The 18,549-nt window shown below is 63.5% G+C and carries 15 protein-coding genes and 1 riboswitch; of the genes, 6 read left to right on the top strand and 9 right to left on the bottom strand.

The window, feature by feature from the left end; genetic code table 11:
- Position 1: 1 nt before the first annotated feature.
- Together ACDC66_RS02070 and ACDC66_RS02065 are read left to right on the top strand one after the other, a co-directional pair.
- Positions 2 to 2,485, top strand: a complete 2,484-nt coding sequence (locus ACDC66_RS02070; RefSeq protein ID WP_376695011.1) for an acyl-CoA dehydrogenase — start codon at positions 2 to 4, stop codon at positions 2,483 to 2,485.
- 94 nt (positions 2,486 to 2,579) lie between these two features.
- Positions 2,580 to 2,783: riboswitch (cobalamin riboswitch) on the top strand.
- Positions 2,784 to 2,923: 140 nt separating this feature from the next.
- Positions 2,924 to 4,705, top strand: coding sequence for a TonB-dependent receptor domain-containing protein (locus tag ACDC66_RS02065; RefSeq protein ID WP_376695010.1), 1,782 nt, complete (start codon positions 2,924 to 2,926; stop codon positions 4,703 to 4,705).
- 48 nt (positions 4,706 to 4,753) lie between these two features.
- Here ACDC66_RS02065 and ACDC66_RS02060 read toward each other — a convergent pair whose 3' ends face one another.
- The 4 genes from ACDC66_RS02060 to ACDC66_RS02045 form a co-directional block, all read right to left on the bottom strand.
- Positions 4,754 to 7,006 carry a putative bifunctional diguanylate cyclase/phosphodiesterase gene (locus tag ACDC66_RS02060; protein ID WP_376695009.1) on the bottom strand — a complete coding sequence of 751 codons (2,253 nt, stop codon included), beginning with the start codon at positions 7,004 to 7,006 and terminating at the stop codon, positions 4,754 to 4,756.
- A 99-nt stretch (positions 7,007 to 7,105) separates the two neighbouring features.
- The gene (gene sufT / locus ACDC66_RS02055) at positions 7,106 to 7,657 is read right to left on the bottom strand and encodes a putative Fe-S cluster assembly protein SufT (RefSeq protein WP_376695008.1); all 552 of its coding nucleotides are present in this window, start codon (positions 7,655 to 7,657) and stop codon (positions 7,106 to 7,108) included.
- A 264-nt stretch (positions 7,658 to 7,921) separates the two neighbouring features.
- On the bottom strand, positions 7,922 to 9,817 hold the full coding sequence (locus ACDC66_RS02050; RefSeq protein WP_376695007.1) for a M1 family metallopeptidase: 1,896 nt from the start codon (positions 9,815 to 9,817) through the stop codon (positions 7,922 to 7,924).
- 128 nt (positions 9,818 to 9,945) lie between these two features.
- A complete protein-coding gene (locus ACDC66_RS02045) occupies positions 9,946 to 10,284 on the bottom strand; it encodes a P-II family nitrogen regulator (RefSeq protein WP_376695006.1) in 339 nt (112 codons plus the stop codon).
- Between the two features lie 122 nt (positions 10,285 to 10,406).
- Here ACDC66_RS02045 and ACDC66_RS02040 point away from each other — a divergent pair, with 122 nt between their 5' ends.
- On the top strand, positions 10,407 to 10,643 hold the full coding sequence (locus ACDC66_RS02040) for an accessory factor UbiK family protein (protein WP_376695005.1): 237 nt from the start codon (positions 10,407 to 10,409) through the stop codon (positions 10,641 to 10,643).
- A gap of 704 nt (positions 10,644 to 11,347) precedes the next feature.
- Here the strand turns inward: ACDC66_RS02040 and ACDC66_RS02035 are convergent.
- The 5 genes from ACDC66_RS02035 to gshB form a co-directional block, all read right to left on the bottom strand.
- Entirely contained in the window at positions 11,348 to 12,244 is an 897-nt protein-coding gene (locus tag ACDC66_RS02035; RefSeq protein WP_376695004.1) for an aspartate carbamoyltransferase catalytic subunit, read from the bottom strand.
- A complete protein-coding gene (ruvX, locus tag ACDC66_RS02030; RefSeq protein WP_376695003.1) occupies positions 12,241 to 12,678 on the bottom strand; it encodes a Holliday junction resolvase RuvX in 438 nt (145 codons plus the stop codon). The genes ACDC66_RS02035 and ruvX overlap by 4 nt, the downstream gene beginning before the upstream one ends.
- The gene (locus ACDC66_RS02025) at positions 12,671 to 13,192 is read right to left on the bottom strand and encodes a YqgE/AlgH family protein (RefSeq protein WP_376695144.1); all 522 of its coding nucleotides are present in this window, start codon (positions 13,190 to 13,192) and stop codon (positions 12,671 to 12,673) included. Before ACDC66_RS02025 ends, ruvX begins: the two co-directional genes overlap by 8 nt.
- Positions 13,193 to 13,304: 112 nt before the next feature.
- Positions 13,305 to 14,174, bottom strand: coding sequence for an energy transducer TonB (locus tag ACDC66_RS02020; RefSeq protein ID WP_376695002.1), 870 nt, complete (start codon positions 14,172 to 14,174; stop codon positions 13,305 to 13,307).
- On the bottom strand, positions 14,171 to 15,109 hold the full coding sequence (gene gshB, locus ACDC66_RS02015) for a glutathione synthase (RefSeq protein ID WP_376695001.1): 939 nt from the start codon (positions 15,107 to 15,109) through the stop codon (positions 14,171 to 14,173). Before gshB ends, ACDC66_RS02020 begins: the two co-directional genes overlap by 4 nt.
- 186 nt (positions 15,110 to 15,295) lie before the next feature.
- Here gshB and ACDC66_RS02010 point away from each other — a divergent pair, with 186 nt between their 5' ends.
- The 3 genes from ACDC66_RS02010 to ACDC66_RS02000 all read left to right on the top strand — a co-directional run bounded on the left by ACDC66_RS02010 (position 15,296) and on the right by ACDC66_RS02000 (position 18,532).
- Positions 15,296 to 15,727, top strand: a complete 432-nt coding sequence (locus ACDC66_RS02010) for a response regulator (protein WP_376695000.1) — start codon at positions 15,296 to 15,298, stop codon at positions 15,725 to 15,727.
- Between the two features lie 32 nt (positions 15,728 to 15,759).
- Positions 15,760 to 16,338 carry a chemotaxis protein CheW gene (locus ACDC66_RS02005; protein WP_376694999.1) on the top strand — a complete coding sequence of 193 codons (579 nt, stop codon included), beginning with the start codon at positions 15,760 to 15,762 and terminating at the stop codon, positions 16,336 to 16,338.
- A 154-nt stretch (positions 16,339 to 16,492) separates the two neighbouring features.
- Positions 16,493 to 18,532 carry a methyl-accepting chemotaxis protein gene (locus ACDC66_RS02000; RefSeq protein ID WP_376694998.1) on the top strand — a complete coding sequence of 680 codons (2,040 nt, stop codon included), beginning with the start codon at positions 16,493 to 16,495 and terminating at the stop codon, positions 18,530 to 18,532.
- The last annotated feature ends 17 nt before the right edge of the window (positions 18,533 to 18,549 follow it).

Here is an 18,549-nt window from a genome sequence, read left to right as displayed (position 1 = left end):
CATGACCATCGTGCTGTTTTTGCTGGCCCTGCTCGTCGCCGGGCTGGCCTGCGCGTATTTTCGCGCCTCCGCCACAACCTGGTCGGCAGTGACCGCCGTCGTCGGGCTCGGTTTCACCATCGCCGGTGAGCCGGGCTGGATCAGCCTGACCCTGTACTGGCTGCTGTTCCTGCCGGTCGCCGCGGTGCTCAACAACCGCAGCTGGCGACGCGAATTCATTACCCGCCGCGTGCTGGAAAGCTTCCAGGACATGGTCCCGACCATTTCCGAGACCGAACAGGTCGCGCTCGACGCCGGCACGGTCGGTTTCGAAGGGGAAATCTTCGGCGGCAATCCGCGCTGGAGCCGTTTCGTCAAGAAGCCGCTCCACGAACTCAGCACCGAGGAACAGGCTTTCGTCGACGGGCCGGTCGAGGAGCTGTGCGGCATGATCGACGAATGGGAATTCACCCACTACCGCGCCGGCACCTCCGACGAAGTCTGGGAACACCTGAAGAAAAACAAGTACTTCGGGATGATCATCCCGGAGGAATATGGCGGGCTGGGCTTTTCGGCCATGGCCCACCGTGCGGTGCTCGAGAAAGTCGGCGGCCTGAGTTCCACCGTCGGTTCGATCGTCGCCGTACCCAACTCGCTCGGCCCGGCCGAGCTACTGCTGCACTACGGCACGGATGAGCAGAAAAATCATTACCTGCCCAGGCTGGCTTCCGGCGAGGAAGTGCCCTGCTTCGGCCTGACCAGCACGGTGGCCGGTTCCGACGCCACCTCCATCGCCGACTACGGCGTGGTGTGCAAGGGCAAGTTCAACGGCAAGGAAACGCTGGGCATCAAGCTCAACTTCGAAAAACGCTACATCACGCTGGCGCCGGTGGCTACGGTAGTCGGCCTGGCTTTCCGCCTCTACGACCCCGACGGTCACCTCGGCGATACCGAGGACATCGGAATTTCCGTGGCCCTGCTGCCCGCCGACACCCCGGGCATGGATATCGGTCGCCGGCACTTCCCGCTCAATAACCCGTTCCCGAACGGGCCGATCCGCGGCAAGGATGTGTTCGTGCCGCTCGACTACCTGCTCGGCGGCACCGATTACGCCGGCCACGGCTGGCGCATGCTGGTCGAATCCCTGTCGGTGGGGCGCGCGATCTCGCTGCCGTCTTCAACCACCGGCGGCGCCAAGGCGGCCACCATGGTGACCGGTTCCTATGCCCGCATCCGCAAGCAGTTCGGCCTGCCCATCGGCCGCTTCGAAGGCGTGGAAGAAGCGCTCGCGCGCATGGCCGGCTACACCTATGCCATCAGCGCGCTCAGCCGACAGACCGCCTCGGCGGTGGACGACGGCGAACGCCCGGCCGTGCCGGGTGCGATTGCCAAGTACCACTCCACGGAGATGAGCCGCGAGGTCCTTCGCGACGCCATGGATATCCACGGCGGCAAGGGCATCATTCTCGGTCCGAAGAACTACCTCGGCCGCGCCTGGGAAGGGGCGCCGATCTGGATCACCGTCGAGGGCGCCAACATCATGACGCGCTCGCTCATGATCTTCGGCCAGGGCGCGATTCGCTGTCATCCCTATGTCCTCAAGGAGCTCGAGGCACTGCAGATCGAAGACGAGGAAGAACGCCTCGTTGAATTCGACAAGCTGCTTTTCGCCCACATCGGTCACTCGATATCCAGCGCCACGCGCGCCTTCGTGCTGGGCCTGAGCTTCGCCCAGTTTGCCGCCGTACCCGGCGACCGGCGTACGCGCAAGTACTTCCGGAAGCTGAGCCGCTACAGCGCCGCCTTCGCCTACATGGCCGACGTGGCCATGCTGACTTACGGCGGCAAGCTCAAGCAGAAGGAAAAGATATCCGGGCGGCTGGGCGACGCGCTCAGCCAGCTCTACATCGGTTCGGCCATGCTGCGCCGTTTCGAGCACGAAGCGCGGCCGGCCGCTGACCAACCGATCATGGCCTGGGCCTTCCACGACGCCATCCACAAGATCCAGCGCGCGCTCAGCGACACGATCGACAACTACCCGATCGGCTGGATGCGTCCGCTGCTGCGCCTGGTCGTATTTCCCCTCGGCCAGCGTGAACGCGCGCCCAACGACCGGCTGGGCCACAAGGTGGCCTCCTTGCTTCTGTCGCCGTCGGATACCCGCGACCGCCTGACCCGCGGCTGCTACAAGACAGCGCGCGAAGGCTATTGGCCCGGCATCATGGAAGAACTGCTGCCGGACGTAATCGCAGCCGAGCCGATCGAGCGCAAGATGCTCAAGGCCGAGCGCGCCGGCCAGATCAAGGGATACACGTTCGAGGAGCGCCTGGAGCAGGCCCGCGAGAAGGACATCCTGACCCCAAGGGAAGCCGACCTGCTGGCCGATGTACGCAAACGCAGCATGGAAGTCATCGCCACAGATGATTTCGACATTGCCGAGCTGCAGGCCGGCCTGACCGAACACGGCGACAGGATCCGCGGCAAGCGCGAGCCCAAGGCTGCCTGACCAACGCCCTACCGGTCGGCGCTTTTGCCGAGCGGCTTCCTGCGATATACTGCCCCGCGCCGGTCGGCACTGCCACCGGCGCTTTTTATTGCAAGTTCAAAAAACCGCAACAGGTGTTTCGGGAAACCGGTGAAAGTCCGGTACTGCCCCCGCAACTGTAACCGGCGTCGGCCCAGGGTCGATGCGGCCGGAAGAATCCACTCCGCTCCATGAGCGGGGGAAGGTTCCAGCCCGGGCTTTTGTGTACCAGCTAAAGCCCGCCGGAAGTCAGGAGACCGGCCTGCTGCATCGGCGGGAGCCGCGTGAGGCTCCCTGTTTCACGACCGGGTTGCGGCGGGCGACCGGTGTCGAAGACAGTCGGGCTCCTGCCCTGTCCTTGGCTCCTTGCACGCTCCCCGTCCCGGTTCAATGCGCGGGTGAGCGCAAGGAGCAAGAAACATGCAGAGCAAGACCATCACCGTGCTGGCGGCCGCCGGCATGCTTTTCTCGTCCATCGACGCCACAGCCCAATCCGCCTACGAAGGTGAGCCCGTCCAGGTCACGGCAACGCGTACCGAAAAGGCCGTCGACGACTCCCTGGCCGCTGTATCGGTCATCACGCAGGACGAGATCGCGCGCAGCCAGGCGCCCGACCTGCTGGAATTGCTGCGTCTCGAGGCGGGTATCGATATCGCCCGCAGCGGCGGCCCGGGCGGGCAGACCAGCGTTTTCATGCGCGGTACCAACTCGAATCACATGCTCGTACTGGTCGACGGCGTACGCGTGGCTGCCGCGGGGGCGGGCGCCTTCACCTGGGAAATCCTCGACCCGTCCATCATCGAGCGGATCGAAATCGTGCGCGGCCCCCGCGCGGCGCGCTGGGGCTCGGACGCCATCGGCGGCGTCATCCAGATTTTTACCCGCCTGCCCGACGGCGGTGCAGCGCGTGCGGCGTACGGTCGCTACGACGACCGGCAACTTTCGGCACATTTCGGCAACGGGTTTCTCGGGCTCAACGTCGCGGGACGGAGCGTCGAGGGCTTCTCGTCGCAGAACCCGCAGGGATTCGCGTATGACCCCGACGACGACGGCTTCAACAACCTCAGCGTCAGCGCCCGTGGCGACTATCGGCTGGGCGACGGCGACCTTTCCTGGTCGGCGCGCCTGGCCGACGGCGACGTCGAGTTCGACCAGGGCGAATCGGACTTCCTGAACTACGCGTTTCGAGGCAGCTACAGCAAGAACACCGATGGGCCCTGGGCCTGGAACGCTTCGGCGGCCTTCTACCGCGACAACCTGGAGACCGACAACGGCTTCAGCATCTCCGATGCGGCCACCCGCCGCATCCAGACCGGCTTCCAGGCCGAGCGTGAGATCGGCAGCAGCACGACCTGGCTGCTGGGCGCCGATGCCTGGCACGTCGAAGGTGACACCAGCGCCTCCTTCGACGAGGATCGCGAGAATGTCGGCATCTGGACCGGGCTCGACGGCGCCCGCGGCGTCTTCTCCTGGGAAGCCAGCCTGCGCGGCGACCACGACAGTCAGTTCGGATCGGCGCTGACCGGCAATCTCGCCGGCGGCTGGCGCGTTTCAGAAACCTTGCGTCTGTCGGCCAGCCTGGGCCGCGCCTTTCGCGCACCGAGCTTCAGCCAGCTGTATGCGCCCGGCTTCTCCGGGCAATTCGCCGGCAACCCGGAGCTCGACCCCGAGACCTCTCTCAGCGGCGAGCTCGGGCTCGACTGGTTCGGCCCGGGCGGTCACGGCCTGGGCCTGAGCGTCTACCAGAACGAGGTCGAGGACCTGGTCGCCTTCTCCGGACCCGATCTCCAGGCCATCAACATCGAAAAAGCCCGCATCCGCGGCGCGGAGCTGAGTTATCGCTTCACGTCGGAACACTGGCGGGCCGAGTCGAACCTGACCTGGCAGGACGCCGAGAACCGCACCCAGAACAGCGACCTGCTTCGCCGCGCCGACATCAAGGGCTCTGTCAGCCTCGACCGAACCTTCGGCAACGGCGGCTGGCTGGGCGCGGAGATCGTGCACGTCGGCGAGCGCCCCGATTTCGGCGTCGAGCTGGCCAGCTACACGCTGGTCAACCTGCGCGCCGGCTGGCCCCTGGGCGCAGGCCTGACGCTGGAAGGAAGGCTCGAGAACCTGACCGACGAAGACTACGAACCGCTTGCCGGCTTCAACGCCCATCGGCGCGCCGCCTTCGTGGCCCTGCGTTGGCAATCGCCCTGACTCCAACAGTTCGACCCCGGGCCGGCGCTGACGGCCCGGGTCACCCCATCACGACTGCGGCCTGTTTACTCTCGCCAGTGGCGCCGGCCTGCCCAGGTGGAAGCCCTGAGCATAGTCGATGCCATGACGCCGGAGCGTGACAAGGGATTCGGCATCCTCCACCCCTTCGGCAATGGTGCGAATTCCGCAGTCTCGACCGATCTGTGCGATCGAGCGAACGATGGCCTCGTTCATGAGGCCTTCGCCGAGATTCTGCACGAACAACGCGTCGATCTTGACGTAGTCCACCGGCAACGCATGCAGGTGGCCGAACGAAGACATGCCGCTGCCGAAATCGTCCAGGGCGACCGACGCTCCCATTTCACGCAGTCGTTCCATGAGGTGGCGCGTGGCGGTGTAATTACCGATGGCTGCCGTCTCGGTTACCTCGAAAACGAGGCCTCTCGGATCCAGTCCGTGGTGATCGATCTGTTCGATCAGGGCATCGACGAACCGGCGGTTGGCAATCGAGACAGCGGAAAGATTGATGAAACACCGATCCGGCGGATCGTCACAATGCTCGAGCCAGTCCAGGACCCGGGAAACGACCAGTCGATCAACCTGCGGCATCAGGCCTGAACGCTCGGCCACCTCGATGAATACTTCCGGGGCAACGAGCTGTCCATCCGCGTCGCGAAGCCGGCAAAGCACCTCCAGCAAGCGCTCATCGGAGCACTCCGGATCGAGATTGACGATGACCTGGCCGTAAAGCTCTACACGCTCCTGATCGAGAGCATCCTGTACCAGGGGCAACTTCTGCAGCTCATCGATATGCCGGCGAACCCGATCACGGCCGTGGCTGTATTGCACACGGTCCCGACCCTGTTCCTTCGCGCTGAGGCAGGCTGCATCGGCCACACTCAAGAGACGACCGAAATCCGACCGCCCCCCGGCCAGATCGGTAACGCCAATACTGGCGCGCAGCGAAAACACCTGCCCGGAGCGCGTGAATCGAAACGCCTCGATGACATCCTGAATTCGACCGATACACCTTTCCCCCCGAGGTTGCCAGGGGCCGCAGATGAGCAGGCCGAACTCGTCTCCGCCCAGCCGAGCGACCAACTCGTCCCGGCCGACAGCCGTGGCCAGCCGATCAGCAAGCTGGACAAGCAGCTCGTCTCCAGCGGTGTGACCCAGGGTATCGTTAACCACCTGGAAACGGTCCAGATCCAGGTAGCACAGCAACCACGAAGAATCCGTGTCGTCCTTTTCCAGCAGCTCCTTCGCCCGGCGCTCGAAGGCACGCCGATTGAATAGTCCCGTCAGGGAGTCATGGTCCGAGCGGAATTTCAGCCGCCGTTGAATGAACAGGCGCTCACGGGTGCCCGCCTCGATCAACAGGGTCACCATGACCATGACGAGAAGGGTAGGAAGCAGCACCAGCCACTGCATGAGCTCCTCGTGCGTGGCCCGCGATGTGAGCTCGAGAAGACTCAGCTTGAGTCCTGTCAGTACGGCCACCGGCGCAACCGTGAAGACCACCAGCATCGGGAGGCGCAATGCACTCCAGATCATCAGCACAAACAACAGCAACAAGCCCTGCACGACCAGCTGGACGCTCGCGCCCCCCTCACCCGCAGCCAGCATCCGGGCGGTGAAAGGCAGCCACGGCAACAGCGCCAGGCAAGCGACAAGACCAGACAGAATCAGTCGCTCGGCAAGACGGGCCCTGGGAATCCCGCTGTCGAGCGCGGCCAGTCCACCGACCCGGGCAACCAGAGCCACCAGCAGCGGCGTGAAAGCCGCCAGGCCCAGTGCATCGCCCAGCCACCACGCCACAGCCAGCATGCCGGTCGAAAAGTTTTTCAGAACATCCGACTGCAGCGTGTACGCCAGCCCGAACGCCGTGGTCAACAGCGCGACCAGCGGAATGACGATCAGCAAGAGCTTGGCCGTATCCCGCAGCGTTTGGGGAACGGGGTAATGTCCAACCAGCGACCGGAGCACGGCGGCACCGATGAGCGGGCCTGCAAGGTTGCCCAGGCTGACCAGTGGTGAGAAAGGCAAGCCATTGAGCTGCGAGGCCAGCATGTCGGCGAGAAAGATCCCCGGGGCCATCCACCAGCCGCCGAAGACGTAGGCGGTAAGCGCGACTGCGGCTGGCGGCCAGACGGCGGCAATCGGGCCGACCCGGAAAAGGTGCCACGCCGCAACCGCAGCCAGCACATACAGGGCGAACGCGATGACTGCAAAAAGCCATAGCGGTATGCGACCCAGGCGGTCGCCGGTCATCGAGACCGGCAGCAGTTCACGTTCCCTCATTCTTCAGCCAAATCGGGGCAGCTGAACGCCTATACTAGCCGCAATGGTCGGCTGGGACGAACCTCCCCCTGCATCGAGCCGGATTGTGCCCCCGAAGATTCAGAACATCCCGGTTTCGAGCCGGGCTTCCTCGCTCATCATGTGCTGGTTCCAGGGCGGGTCGAATACCAGGCGGACGTCGACCTGGTCGATGGTGGGAATGCGGCCGATTCGATCCTCGACGTCGGCGACCAGGATGTCGCCCATGCCGCAGCCGGGTGCGGTCAGGGTCATATCGATCGAAACGTGCCGGCTGTCATCATCGATCTTCTCGATATCGCACTCGTAGATGAGACCAAGATCGAGGACGTTAATGGGTATTTCGGGGTCGTAGACGGTTTTTAGCTGGCTCAGGACCAGCTCCTCCACATCCTCGTCGGTCGCGTTTTCGGGCAATCTCGGAGCCGGCGGCGGCTCCTTGCCAATGGCATCGGCTTCGTCACCGGCCAGGCGGAACAGGCGACCGTCGACGTAGATGGTGAAACTGCCGCCCATCTGCTGGGTGATGTAGCCGACCGTGCCGGCGGGCAACTCCACCGGCGCGCCCTCGGGCACCATCACCACCTCGCAGTCGCGCTCGAATTTCACCGGCGTGTAGGAATTGCCGAACATGGCCCACCCGAAACAGGATTGATTTGGTCCCTATTATATCTGGCTGTGAGCGGGAGGATTCAATGGGGCTGAGGTTCGCGCAGCAAAAATCTTTAAAACGCAAAGACGCGAAGCAGCAAAGGGCGCAAAGAATGAAAATCCAAAATCTTGAAAGTCCAATTTAATTGGAAAAGAATTTTCGAATTCAATGGTTTTCTTCGCGTTCTTCGCTGCTTCGCGTCTTTGCGTTTAAAAAGGTTCTAAAGGACGAACCACCCAGCTTCTCTAATCCTCCAGCCCAAGCGCGCGCTCGGCGGCCTGGCGGGTCAGGGGGTGGTAGCCGGGGCGGGCGCGTTCGTAGACTTCGACGGCCCAGTCGCGGCCCCAGTCGGTGTCGGCCAGGGCGGCATAGAGCGGGCGGGTGAACTTGTTGCGGCCGACTTCGATCAGGAAAGCCTCGAGCCGCTCGATGCCGGGCTCGTAGCGCGTTTCGATCGAGCGCATCAGCCACTGGAACAGGATTTCGTAGTTGCCTGAGTCGGTCAGGGCGAAAGCGTCGTCCAGTTCAGCCATGCGCTCGGCGTCCAGGCTGTCTTCCAGGCCGATGAGAAAATGCAGCCACTGGTAAACCGACCATTCATCCGCCGGAAGCGCCCCGGTATCGGCGTTTCCGGCCAGCCAGCGCTCGCGCCAGTCGTCGACGCGCTCGAAAGCATCCGATTCCGGTGCGACGGCGAATTCGGGCAGGCCCGGCTCATAGAGCCACTGGTCGACTTCCTCCATGCTCAACGCGTCGGCGTGCTGCGCAACCAGGTTTTCCTCGAGGTAGTCGCGGAAGGTCGAGGTGGTGATCGACTCGAAAGCGAAGTGATCGAAATAGGCGCGCAGGAACTGATCGATGGCCTCGCGACCAACGCGATGCTCGATCCAGTCGAGGAAAAAGCGACCTTTTGAGTAAGGCACGCCGATAAAGGCCTTTTCCGGATCCTTGGCATCGACATCGAGCACCAGGCTGGCCATGCCGTCGTCCGTGCTCTCCAGTTCCTCGACCAGGCCCTCCCATTCGAGTACGGCGAGCTGGCGCCCGACTTCCTCGCCGTAGAGGGCTTCCATGATGCGCGACTCGAAGTAGACGGTGAAACCCTCGTTGAGCCACAGGTCCCGCCAGGCGGCGTTGGTGACCAGGTTGCCCGACCAGGAATGCGCCAGTTCATGGGCGACCAGGGCCAGCAGGCTGCCGTCGCCGGCAATGATGGTCGGCGTGACGAAGCTCAGGCGCGGGTTTTCCATGCCGCCGAAGGGGAAGCTCGGCGGCAGCACCAGCAGGTCGTAGCGGCCCCAACGATACTCACCGTAGAGGTCGACGCCGATATCGATCATCTCCTCGAGCACGTCGAATTCCTCGGCGGCCGCCTCGATCCACTCGGGTTCGGCATACACGCCCGATCGCTCGCCGATTTCGGCGAATTCGAGGTCGCCGACGGCAATCGCCATCAGGTAGGAGGGCACCGGCTGGGGCATGTGGAACTCGTATTCACCGCTTCCATTGCGCTCGAACGGATTTCCCGACGCACCCATCACAGCCATTAGGTTCTCCGGCACGCTGATGGCGGCATCGAAGGTATAGCGCACCGCCGGGGTGTCCTGCAGCGGCACCCAGGTGCGCGCGTAATGGGGTTGGCTCTGCGAGAACATGAAAGGCTTGCCCGAGGACGTCTGTTCGCCGTCGAGCCACTGCAATCCGAAGGCTTCGGACGAGCTGGCGTAGTCGATACGCACCGCATCGACGCCCTCGGGCAGCGCGATGACCAGTGGCCGGCCCAGCGAGCCCTCTTCCTCACCCAGTCGCCAGGAAAGGGGGCGATGATCGCCATCCGACCCGGGCGCCGTAACGTCCCGAATATCCAGCCCGCGGGTGTCGAGGACCAGGCGCGGATGAGCAGGGTCGATGCGCTCGAGATCGAGCGTGACGTGTCCGGACAGCACGTGCGCGTCCATGTCGGCATCCAGGTCGAGGCGCAGGTGCTCGACGCGCACTTTCTCGTACTCGGAAAAGCTGTGCGGGTCGGTGCCGGTCTGGACCTGCCACTCCTCGGCGGGCTCGAGTGGCTCATTCGAGCTGTCGCCCTGGCAGGCCGCAAGCAGCAGAATCGACAACAAGGCCAGCGGCCATTCATTCATTTTTCCAGTCATTCCTGTTTCCTTGGTCTCTGGCGCAAAGCCTGAAGATTCCAGCGGGGGCGCCAAATCAGCCTTCCGTCAATTCGGTGTTTTTTCGTGGTTACATTGCCGAGCAGGCGGGGTGTGCTCTACAGAGCGTCATCGCCTTCCTCGCCGGTACGAATACGCACTGCGCGCTCGACGTCGGTGACGAAGATCTTGCCGTCGCCGATGCGACCCGACGAGGCGGTCTCGATGATGGTTTCGACCACCCGCTCGGCATCGTCGTCGGGCACGGCGATCTCGAGCTTGAGCTTGGGCAGGAAGTCGACCACGTACTCGGCCCCCCGATAGAGTTCGGTGTGCCCCTTCTGGCGCCCGAAGCCCTTGACCTCGGACACCGTCATGCCGGTCACCCCGACCTCGCCCAGCGCGTCGCGCACGTCGTCGAGCTTGAACGGCTTGATGATGGCGGTAATCAGTTTCATGAATGACTCACCCGTGAATTGGAACCGCAGATTAACGCGGATGATACCGGAACAGAAATCCGCGTCCATTCGCCATCTGCGATAATCTGAACATGACCGATCAATCCCCATCGAGACCGCTCATGCGCCCCGACTTTCAGACCCTCGACGAGATCACCCGCCGGCTGGCCGCTGCCGTACCCCGGGAACTGCGCACCGCCAGGGCGGAGTTGGAAGAACAGTTCCGCGCCGTTCTCGAATCCGCCTTCGACCGCATGGACCTGGTCACGCGCGAGGAATTCGAGATTCAGAAGAAGGTGCTGCTGCGAACGCGGGAGAAGCTCGAGGCGCTGGAGAAGCAGCTAGACTCCGAGTCGTAATTCGGGGTCGTCCGTGTTTGCGGGGTGCTTCGCGCCCTGGGACGTTGGATAGTTTGGCGTCGCCGGTCGCTGTGCGAACCCCGACAAGTCAAAGGCTCTTTCGCCCGGCCTGCTTCGCAGGCTCTTGCGGCGAATTCCTTTTGCCTCGCGCGGCAAAAGGAATCAAAAGCGCGCTTGAAAGACAGACGGATACGTCTCAGGAATCTTCCAGCGGAGTGGCTTCACAGGATTACGGCTGGGGCTTTGCTCTTGCCCGGCCGGATTCATCCGGGCTTCGATTCGAGGCTTGGCGTGGCCTGACCCACTGCTCCGACCTCGATGAATGCCAACAGCGGCGCTGAAGCGCCCACACTACAGGCGCGGCTTCACATCTCCAGCTTTCCAGATGGCGACTGAAAGTTGGCGTTATCGAAGTCATACCGTTTAGGTGCGGGCTACGGCGAAACTCTACCGAAGACGCCATCCAATTCGACCGAGCAAGAGCGAAGACGCAGGCAAAATACTGAAGCCCGCACACCAGCTTGGTCTTGCGGCGCCTCCGCAATCCTTTAAGCGCGCTTTTGGTTACTTTTTTCGCGCGAGAAAAAAGTGACTCGCCGAAAGAGCTTGCGAAGCAAGCCGGGCGAAACAGCCTTTGACTTGTCGAGACCGGCACCGACTCCGGTGTCGCCAAACCGGCAAACGCCGTTGCAGGCAATCTGGCGTCAGTCGAACAACCATTCGAAAATGGCCATCCTCGCAAAAACCCCCATCCGCACCTGCTCCAGGATCAGCGAGCGTTCACCGTCGGCAACCGCAGCGTCGATTTCCATGCCTCGATTGATCGGCCCCGGATGCATGACGACGCAATCCGGCGCGGCATCGGCGAGGTCAGCTTCCTTCAGGCCCCAGTCGGTGAAATAGCTTTCCCGGTCGGGCCAACCGGCACGGTCCATGCGTTCGTGCTGGACGCGCAGCATCATCACGACATCGGCTCCGCGCACGGCATCGGCCAGGTTGTCGTGCAGGCTCGCAGCCGGAATCGGCGGGCGCTCGGGCAACAACCCGCCCGGACCGGCCAGTCGAATTTCGGACACACCCAGGCGCTGCCACAGGCGCATGCCGGAGCCGGCCACGCGCGAATGGCGGATATCGCCAACCACGGCCAGCTTCAGCCCGGAGAAATCGACGCCACGCGAACGCAGAACGGCCGCGTCCAGCAGGGCCTGGCTGGGATGGGCGTGGGTGCCGTCGCCGGCATTGACCAACCGCAGGCCCGAAACGACGTCGGCAAGTTGACTGACACGATGGCTTTCGGGATGGCGCAGAATCACGCCGTCCACACCCATGGCCGCCAGCGTCGCCGCGGTGTCCTCCAGCGTCTCGCCCTTGGTGGCCGAGGAATGATCGAGTTCGATATTGACCACCCGCATGCCCAGGCGGCCGGCAGCCAATTCGAAGGATACGCGGGTTCGCGTGCTCGGCTCGTAGAAAAGGTTGGCCACCGTCGCCGTCACGCACTCGGGCTCGCCGCCCGTGGCGAGCGCGCAGGCTCTGTTGAGGATGCGCTCGATATCATCATCGTCGAGCCGGTCGATATTGAGCAGGTGTCGGTCGTTCACGGATTCTCCCCCATCCAGGATTCCAGGATTACCGCCGCGGCCACGCTGTCGAGCCGTTTCGCATCGCTGCGTTTGGCCCGCCCTTGCTGGCGGCGACTGGCGTGACGTTCGGCCGCGGCATGCGAGCTCAAGCGCTCGTCCTGAAAGCGGACATCGATGCCCGGCTGCTGATTTTCCAGCCGGAGGGCGAAATCGCGCACGCGACGGCTCATGTCCGATTCGCTGCCGTCTCCGGCCAGCGGCAGGCCGATGACGATCAGCGCCGGCCGCCACTGGCGCACGACCCTGTCGAGACTCGTCATCAGGCTTTCGCTATCGCGATAGCGGATCGGATCGAGAGGGCGGGCGGAGCCGGTCAGCCTGTGCCCGACCGCCAGGCCCACGGTACGCTGTCCGAAATCGATGCCCAGCAGCGCGCCGGCCGCTTCAGGCATGCCCGCCCGCCGGCTGCAGGGTGGCCACGTCGATGCCGAGTCGTGAAACGGCCTGTTCCCAGCGATCGTTGACGGGAAAGTCGAAGATGATCTCGGCCGAGGCCATCACGTTCAGCCAGGCGTTCTCGCGCATCTCCTCCTCGAGCTGACCGGGCTCCCAGCCGGCATAGCCGAGCGCCACCAGGAATTTCTTCGGCCCCTCGCCGTGGGCAATCGCTTCGAGCACGTCACGCGAGGTGGTCACGCAGATGCCTTCGCCGACTGCGACTGTCGCCTCCCAGCTGCGGTCGTCGCTGTGCAGCACGAAGCCCCGCTCGGGGTGAACCGGGCCGCCAACGTAGACGGGCATGCTGGCAACACTCTCGTCGCTGCAGTGCAGCTCCAGTTGTTCGAGAACATCCTCAAGGACGTACTCGGACTCGCGGTTGACGGTAATACCCAGCGCACCCTCGTCGTTGTGCTGGCAAAGCAGCGTCACCCCGCGCATGAAATTGGGGTCTTCCATGCCAGGCATGGCAATCAGGAATTGATGCTCCAGATAACTCACGTTTTCATTCTATCAGCGGACTCGCCCCTTATATGGGGGCTTAAGGAGCCTCCGAACAACTCTGCGCCCCGGAACCGCATCATCCACTGCGAAGCACGCCCGAACCGGAAAACTGCCAGGTTCGTGTAATGGTCAGCACGTCCACTTCACGCCGGATCTCTTCGGGCAACGGCGCGAAGGGCGCGGACAGCCGGACGATGCGCACCGCCGCTTCGTCGAGCACATCGTGTCCAGAGGATCGCAGCACACGAATCCGTCCGATGCTGCCGTCCTCGAACACATCCACGCTGAGAACCAGCGCGCCGTCCAGTTTCTGGCGCCGGGCTCGCTCGGGATAGTTCAGATTACCCACGCGCTCGACCTTCGAGACCCAGGACCGCATGTAACCGGCGTAGAGATGCTCACGCGTGTTGGCCGAGACAAACTTCCGGCGGGGGCGCTCGGGATAGTCGACGGCGTCGCTGAGTCGCTGGGTCGACGCTCGCGCCATCGTGCGCGACTGTTCGATAATTTCGCTGGTCGAAACCTCTACGTCCGGATCCACCTCGGTTTCATCACTCACGGCCGGCGCCGGATCGCTGCTTTCAACCTGCACGAGCTCGTCGACCTGGTCGGGCTGCTCTTGTGCGGCGGCATCGGCGGCCTCCTGCTCGACCGGCGAGACCTCCTCTTCAGGGCTGGTGGCCACCGGCTCGGCCGGGCGATCGATTTCCTCGGCCGTCCCCCCGCCGCGCTGCGTTTCCTGCGCCAGGAAATCGGCCTCCTCCGGCGCCTCCTCGGTGGCGAAATCAACCAGGACGACGTCCAGGCTGCTCGGCACATCGTCGGGCCGCGAGCCCAGGAACTCGAAGTGCACCAGACCGATGACGGCTGCATGCAACCCGACGGCCACCGCCACGGCGATGGCCAGCGAGTCGCTACCGCGTGCGGCCGACCGTGCTGCTTTCATGGATCGATTGCATCGAAGAAGTCACCACTGATGTTGATCCCGAACTGAGCGTCCAGTTCCCGCACACAGGTCGGGGAAGTGACGTTGACCTCGGTGAGGCGGTCGCCGATGACGTCGAGCCCGGCGAACTCGATGCCGTGCTCGAGCAAGACCGGGCCCACCGCCTCGGCGATTGCGCGGTCGGCTTCGCCCAGCGGCCGGCCTTCGCCACGCCCGCCGCGCGCCAGGTTGCCCCGGAAGTCGTCCTGCCCGGGAATGCGCGCCAGCAACTGGTCAACCGGCCGACCATGGACGATCAGGATCCGTTTGTCGCCCTGGGAAATCGCCGGCAGGAATTCCTGCGCCATCGCCAGCCGCTGACCATTGTCGGTCAACGTCTCGATAACGACGTTCAAATTGCGGTCGTCGCGATCGAGCAGGAAAATGCTCTTGCCGCCCATACCGTCGAGCGGCTTGAGCACCGCCCGCCCGGCCTGGCCAACGAAATCACGCAACCGCTTTGCATTCGCGCTCACCAGCGTTTCCGGTATCAGGTCCGGGAAGCGTGCGATGGCCAGTTTCTCGTTGAAATCGCGCAGCGAGCGCGGCCGATTGACCACCCGGGCCCCGGCATGCTCGGCCTGCTCGAGCAAGTAGGTGGCCATCAGGTAGTTGTTGTCCACGGGCGGGTCGGCGCGCATCAGCACCAGATCGTCGTCTCCCAGCGGCCGGTCGACCGTCTCGCCCAGCTCGTACCAGTTGTCGGCGTCATCCTGCACCCGAATCGAGCGCATGCGCACGCATGCCCGGGCACCGTCGAGATACAGGTCGGTATCGCCGAGATACCACATCTGGTAGCCGCGGCGCTGCCCCTCAAGCAGCATGGCAAATGTGGTGTCCTTGACGATCTTGATGGCGGCAATGTCATCCATCACCACGACGAGGTTCTTGCGCATGCAGGCTCCGTTGGGTCAGACTGGCTTGCACCAGGGGCGTTGATCGGCGTCCGGGAATCGGAGAAATATCTGTATTCCCATGGACTTCTGTGACACAATTCTACTGGATTGGCAAATCCGTAGAAGATAGACTAACCTAGGCCGTCAGAGCTTTAGGGTCTATATGTCAGCAGCATCGGGTAGAGAATGAGCGCAGAGCAGAACACGGACAGTGGGGGTAACGGGGCGACCGATCTGGGCGGTCTCAAGATCATGCTGATCGACGACAGCCGAACCATTCGTCGTTCAGCCGAGACCATGCTCAACAAGGAAGGCTGCGAGGTCATCACGGCCAACGACGGTTTCGAAGCCCTGGCACTGATCCACAAGCACGAACCCGATCTGATTTTCGTGGACATAATGATGCCGCGTCTGGACGGCTACCAGACCTGCGCCATCATCAAGAACAACGCGCGCTTCAAGAATGTACCCGTGGTCATGCTCACCAGCAAGGACGGCCTGTTCGACAAGGCGAGAGGGCGTATCGTCGGGTCCGACCACTACCTCACAAAACCATTCACGCGCGACGAGCTGCTCACGGCCGTGCGCCAGCAGCGCGAGCGGACTAAAGCGGCCTGAAGGTGGCCGTCAGAGGAGATTCGAGAGGGACGATGCAAGGGGACCAGCAACTCGCGACTGCCACCGAATCCGGCCGCATTTCGCTGTTCGCCCGTCTGGCCGAATACGAGAAGCGCAGTCTCGAACACGATGTCGGTGAAGCCGCCCGCCAGCAGCAGATCAGCAACTGGGACGGGGTCGTATTCCGGCTCGGGGATCATTATCTGACCTGCCGGATCGAACAGGTCGAGGAAATCATCGCCTTTCCCCCGTACACCCCCATCCCGGGCGCGAAGGAATGGCTGCTGGGCATCGCGAACGTACGCGGCAACCTGGCGCCGGTCTCCGATCTCGGCTGGTACCTGTTCGGCAGCCGCACGCCGGTCACCAACCGCACGCGGTTGATCATCACCCGCATGCAGGGCCGTTTGGCCGGCCTGGTCGTCGACGAAGTCTTCGGCCAGCGCCACTTTCACACCGACGATCTCGGCGACGAAGCCGGCTGGAACGACACACCGCTTTCGGGGCTGGTCTCGCAGCAGTTCGAAACCAGTGAACGTACCTGGGGGGTGCTCAGGCTCGATGAGCTGCAGCGCAACCAGGAATTCATCAACGGCGCCCGAGACGACTGAACCCAGGGGACGGAAAAGTGCACGATCACAACCAACACAACCTGCACCGGCACCAAGCCCGGGGACTGATTCAAACCGCAGCAGATGGACAAGGCACCTGGCCGCTGGGCCTGGCTACCGGGTGCTCCGAAGCATTCAACAATGAGGTGAAGGCATGAGTAGCGTCGCGACACAAACGACACAGCAGCGACTTTCTCGCACACAGGCGCTGCTGTTCATCCTGCTGGTGATCCTGCTGGGCCTGGTGGCTTACAACTTCTACCTGCTCAACCAGCGAAATGTCCAGGAGACCCAGTATCTCGGGCTGACGACCGAGATTCAGGTGCGCGCCCAGCAGCTCGCCAAGGCGGCCGGTGAGGCCGCTGTCGGTAACTTCGAGGCCTTCGACGAACTCGGCCGCACGCGCAACATCATCGACGAGTCGATCAATACGCTGCGCAACGGCGATCCCGAAACCGGGCTGCCGCCGTCGCCCGACCGGGTCGACGCGCCGCTGTCGACGCTCGAGGAAATCTGGTCGGGGATCGATGAAAACGCCACGAGCATCCTCAATCGCTCCGAACTGGTGGTGGAGCTCGGCGAATCCGCGTCCGCCTTCTCAAGCAATATCCCGCGCCTGCAGGCCCAGTCGGACGAAGTGGTCCGGCGCATGATCGAAACCGGCGCGCCCACCGTCCAGATCTACGTGGCCAGCCGCCAGCTCGCCCTGGCCGACCGCATGCTGCGGCGCGTCAACACCATTCTCGACGGCGGGCAGGGAGCGATCACGGCCGCCGACCAGTTCAGCCGCGACGCCAGCCTGTTCAACCGCGTACTCGAGGGCCTCATCAACGGCGACGAGGAGCTCGGCCTGCAAGCAGTTCGCAACAGCACTGTGATGGAGGCCCTGGCCGATGTCGTGCCGATCTTCGAGGAAGTCCGCTACGACGTCGACACCATCCTGACCGCCTCGACCGACCTTTTCGAGGTGCGTGAAGCATCCGACGAGATCTTCCTCGATTCACAGGACATTACCGATCAGGCACGGGAACTGGCCGAAGATTACGCCAATCTCGGCCAAGGCGTGATCTGGCCTTCCATGCTGGCTGGCCTGGCGATTGCCGCCGCCGCCCTGTTCATCCTGTTCATGATCGGTGCCGGCGCCTACTTCCAGCAGCGCCGTGCCGCCAAGCGGACCGCCGAAGTCAACCAGCGAAACCAGGAAGCCATTCTGCGACTGCTCGATGAAATGTCCTCGCTCGCCGATGGTGACCTGACCGTGCAGGCGACCGTGACCGAGGATGTCACCGGGGCGATCGCCGACTCGGTCAACTACGCCGTGGAGGCCCTTCGCGACCTGGTCTCCGGCGTCAACACCACGGCCCAACAGGTGGCCGCCCAGGCCCAGGAAACACGGGCAACCACCACCCAGCTGGCCGAGGCCAGCGAGCATCAGGCCCAGGAAATTCGCTCGGCGACCGAAACGATCAACGAAATGGCGCAGTCCTTCGACGACATGGCCAAGCGTTCGAGCGAATCGGCCGACGTGGCACAGAACTCGGTCGAGATCGCCAACCGCGGCGCCGACATGGTGCGCCAGACGATCTCGGGCATGGACAACATCCGAGACCAGATTCAGGAGACCTCCAAGCGAATCAAACGCCTGGGCGAGTCCTCGCAGGAAATTGGTGACATCGTCGAACTGATTAACGGCATCTCCGAGCAGACCAACGTGCTCGCCCTCAACGCCGCCATTCAGGCCGCCTCGGCCGGCGGCGCAGGCCGCGGTTTCGCGGTCGTTGCCGACGAGGTTCAACGACTGGCCGAACGCGCCACCAACGCGACGCGCCGAATCGAGGCCCTGGTGCAGACCATTCAGGCCGACACCTCGGAGGCGGTTACCTCGATGGAGCAAACGACCTCGCAGGTGGTTTCCGGTGCGCGACTGGCCGAAGATGCTGGTGAAGCGCTGGAGTCCATCGAAAACGTGTCGAACGACCTTGCCGGCCTGATTGCCGAGATTTCCAAGCAGGCCCAGACCGAGTCGAAGAACGCGACGCGCATCGCCGAGATGATGAACTCGATTCGCGATATTTCCATCCAGACCACGGAAGGTACCGGGCAGACCGCCAAGTCGGTGGCCAACCTCGCCGAGCTGGTACGCGACCTGCGCGATTCGGTGGCCGACTTCAAGCTGCCCGAAGACGAGGAATGATCGACCGCCGGCGGCCG

Source organism: Wenzhouxiangella psychrophila, assembly GCF_042310375.1.
In the GTDB taxonomy this organism is placed as follows: Bacteria; Pseudomonadota; Gammaproteobacteria; order Xanthomonadales; family Wenzhouxiangellaceae; genus Wenzhouxiangella.
This window is presented reverse-complemented; position numbering and strand designations above follow the sequence as displayed.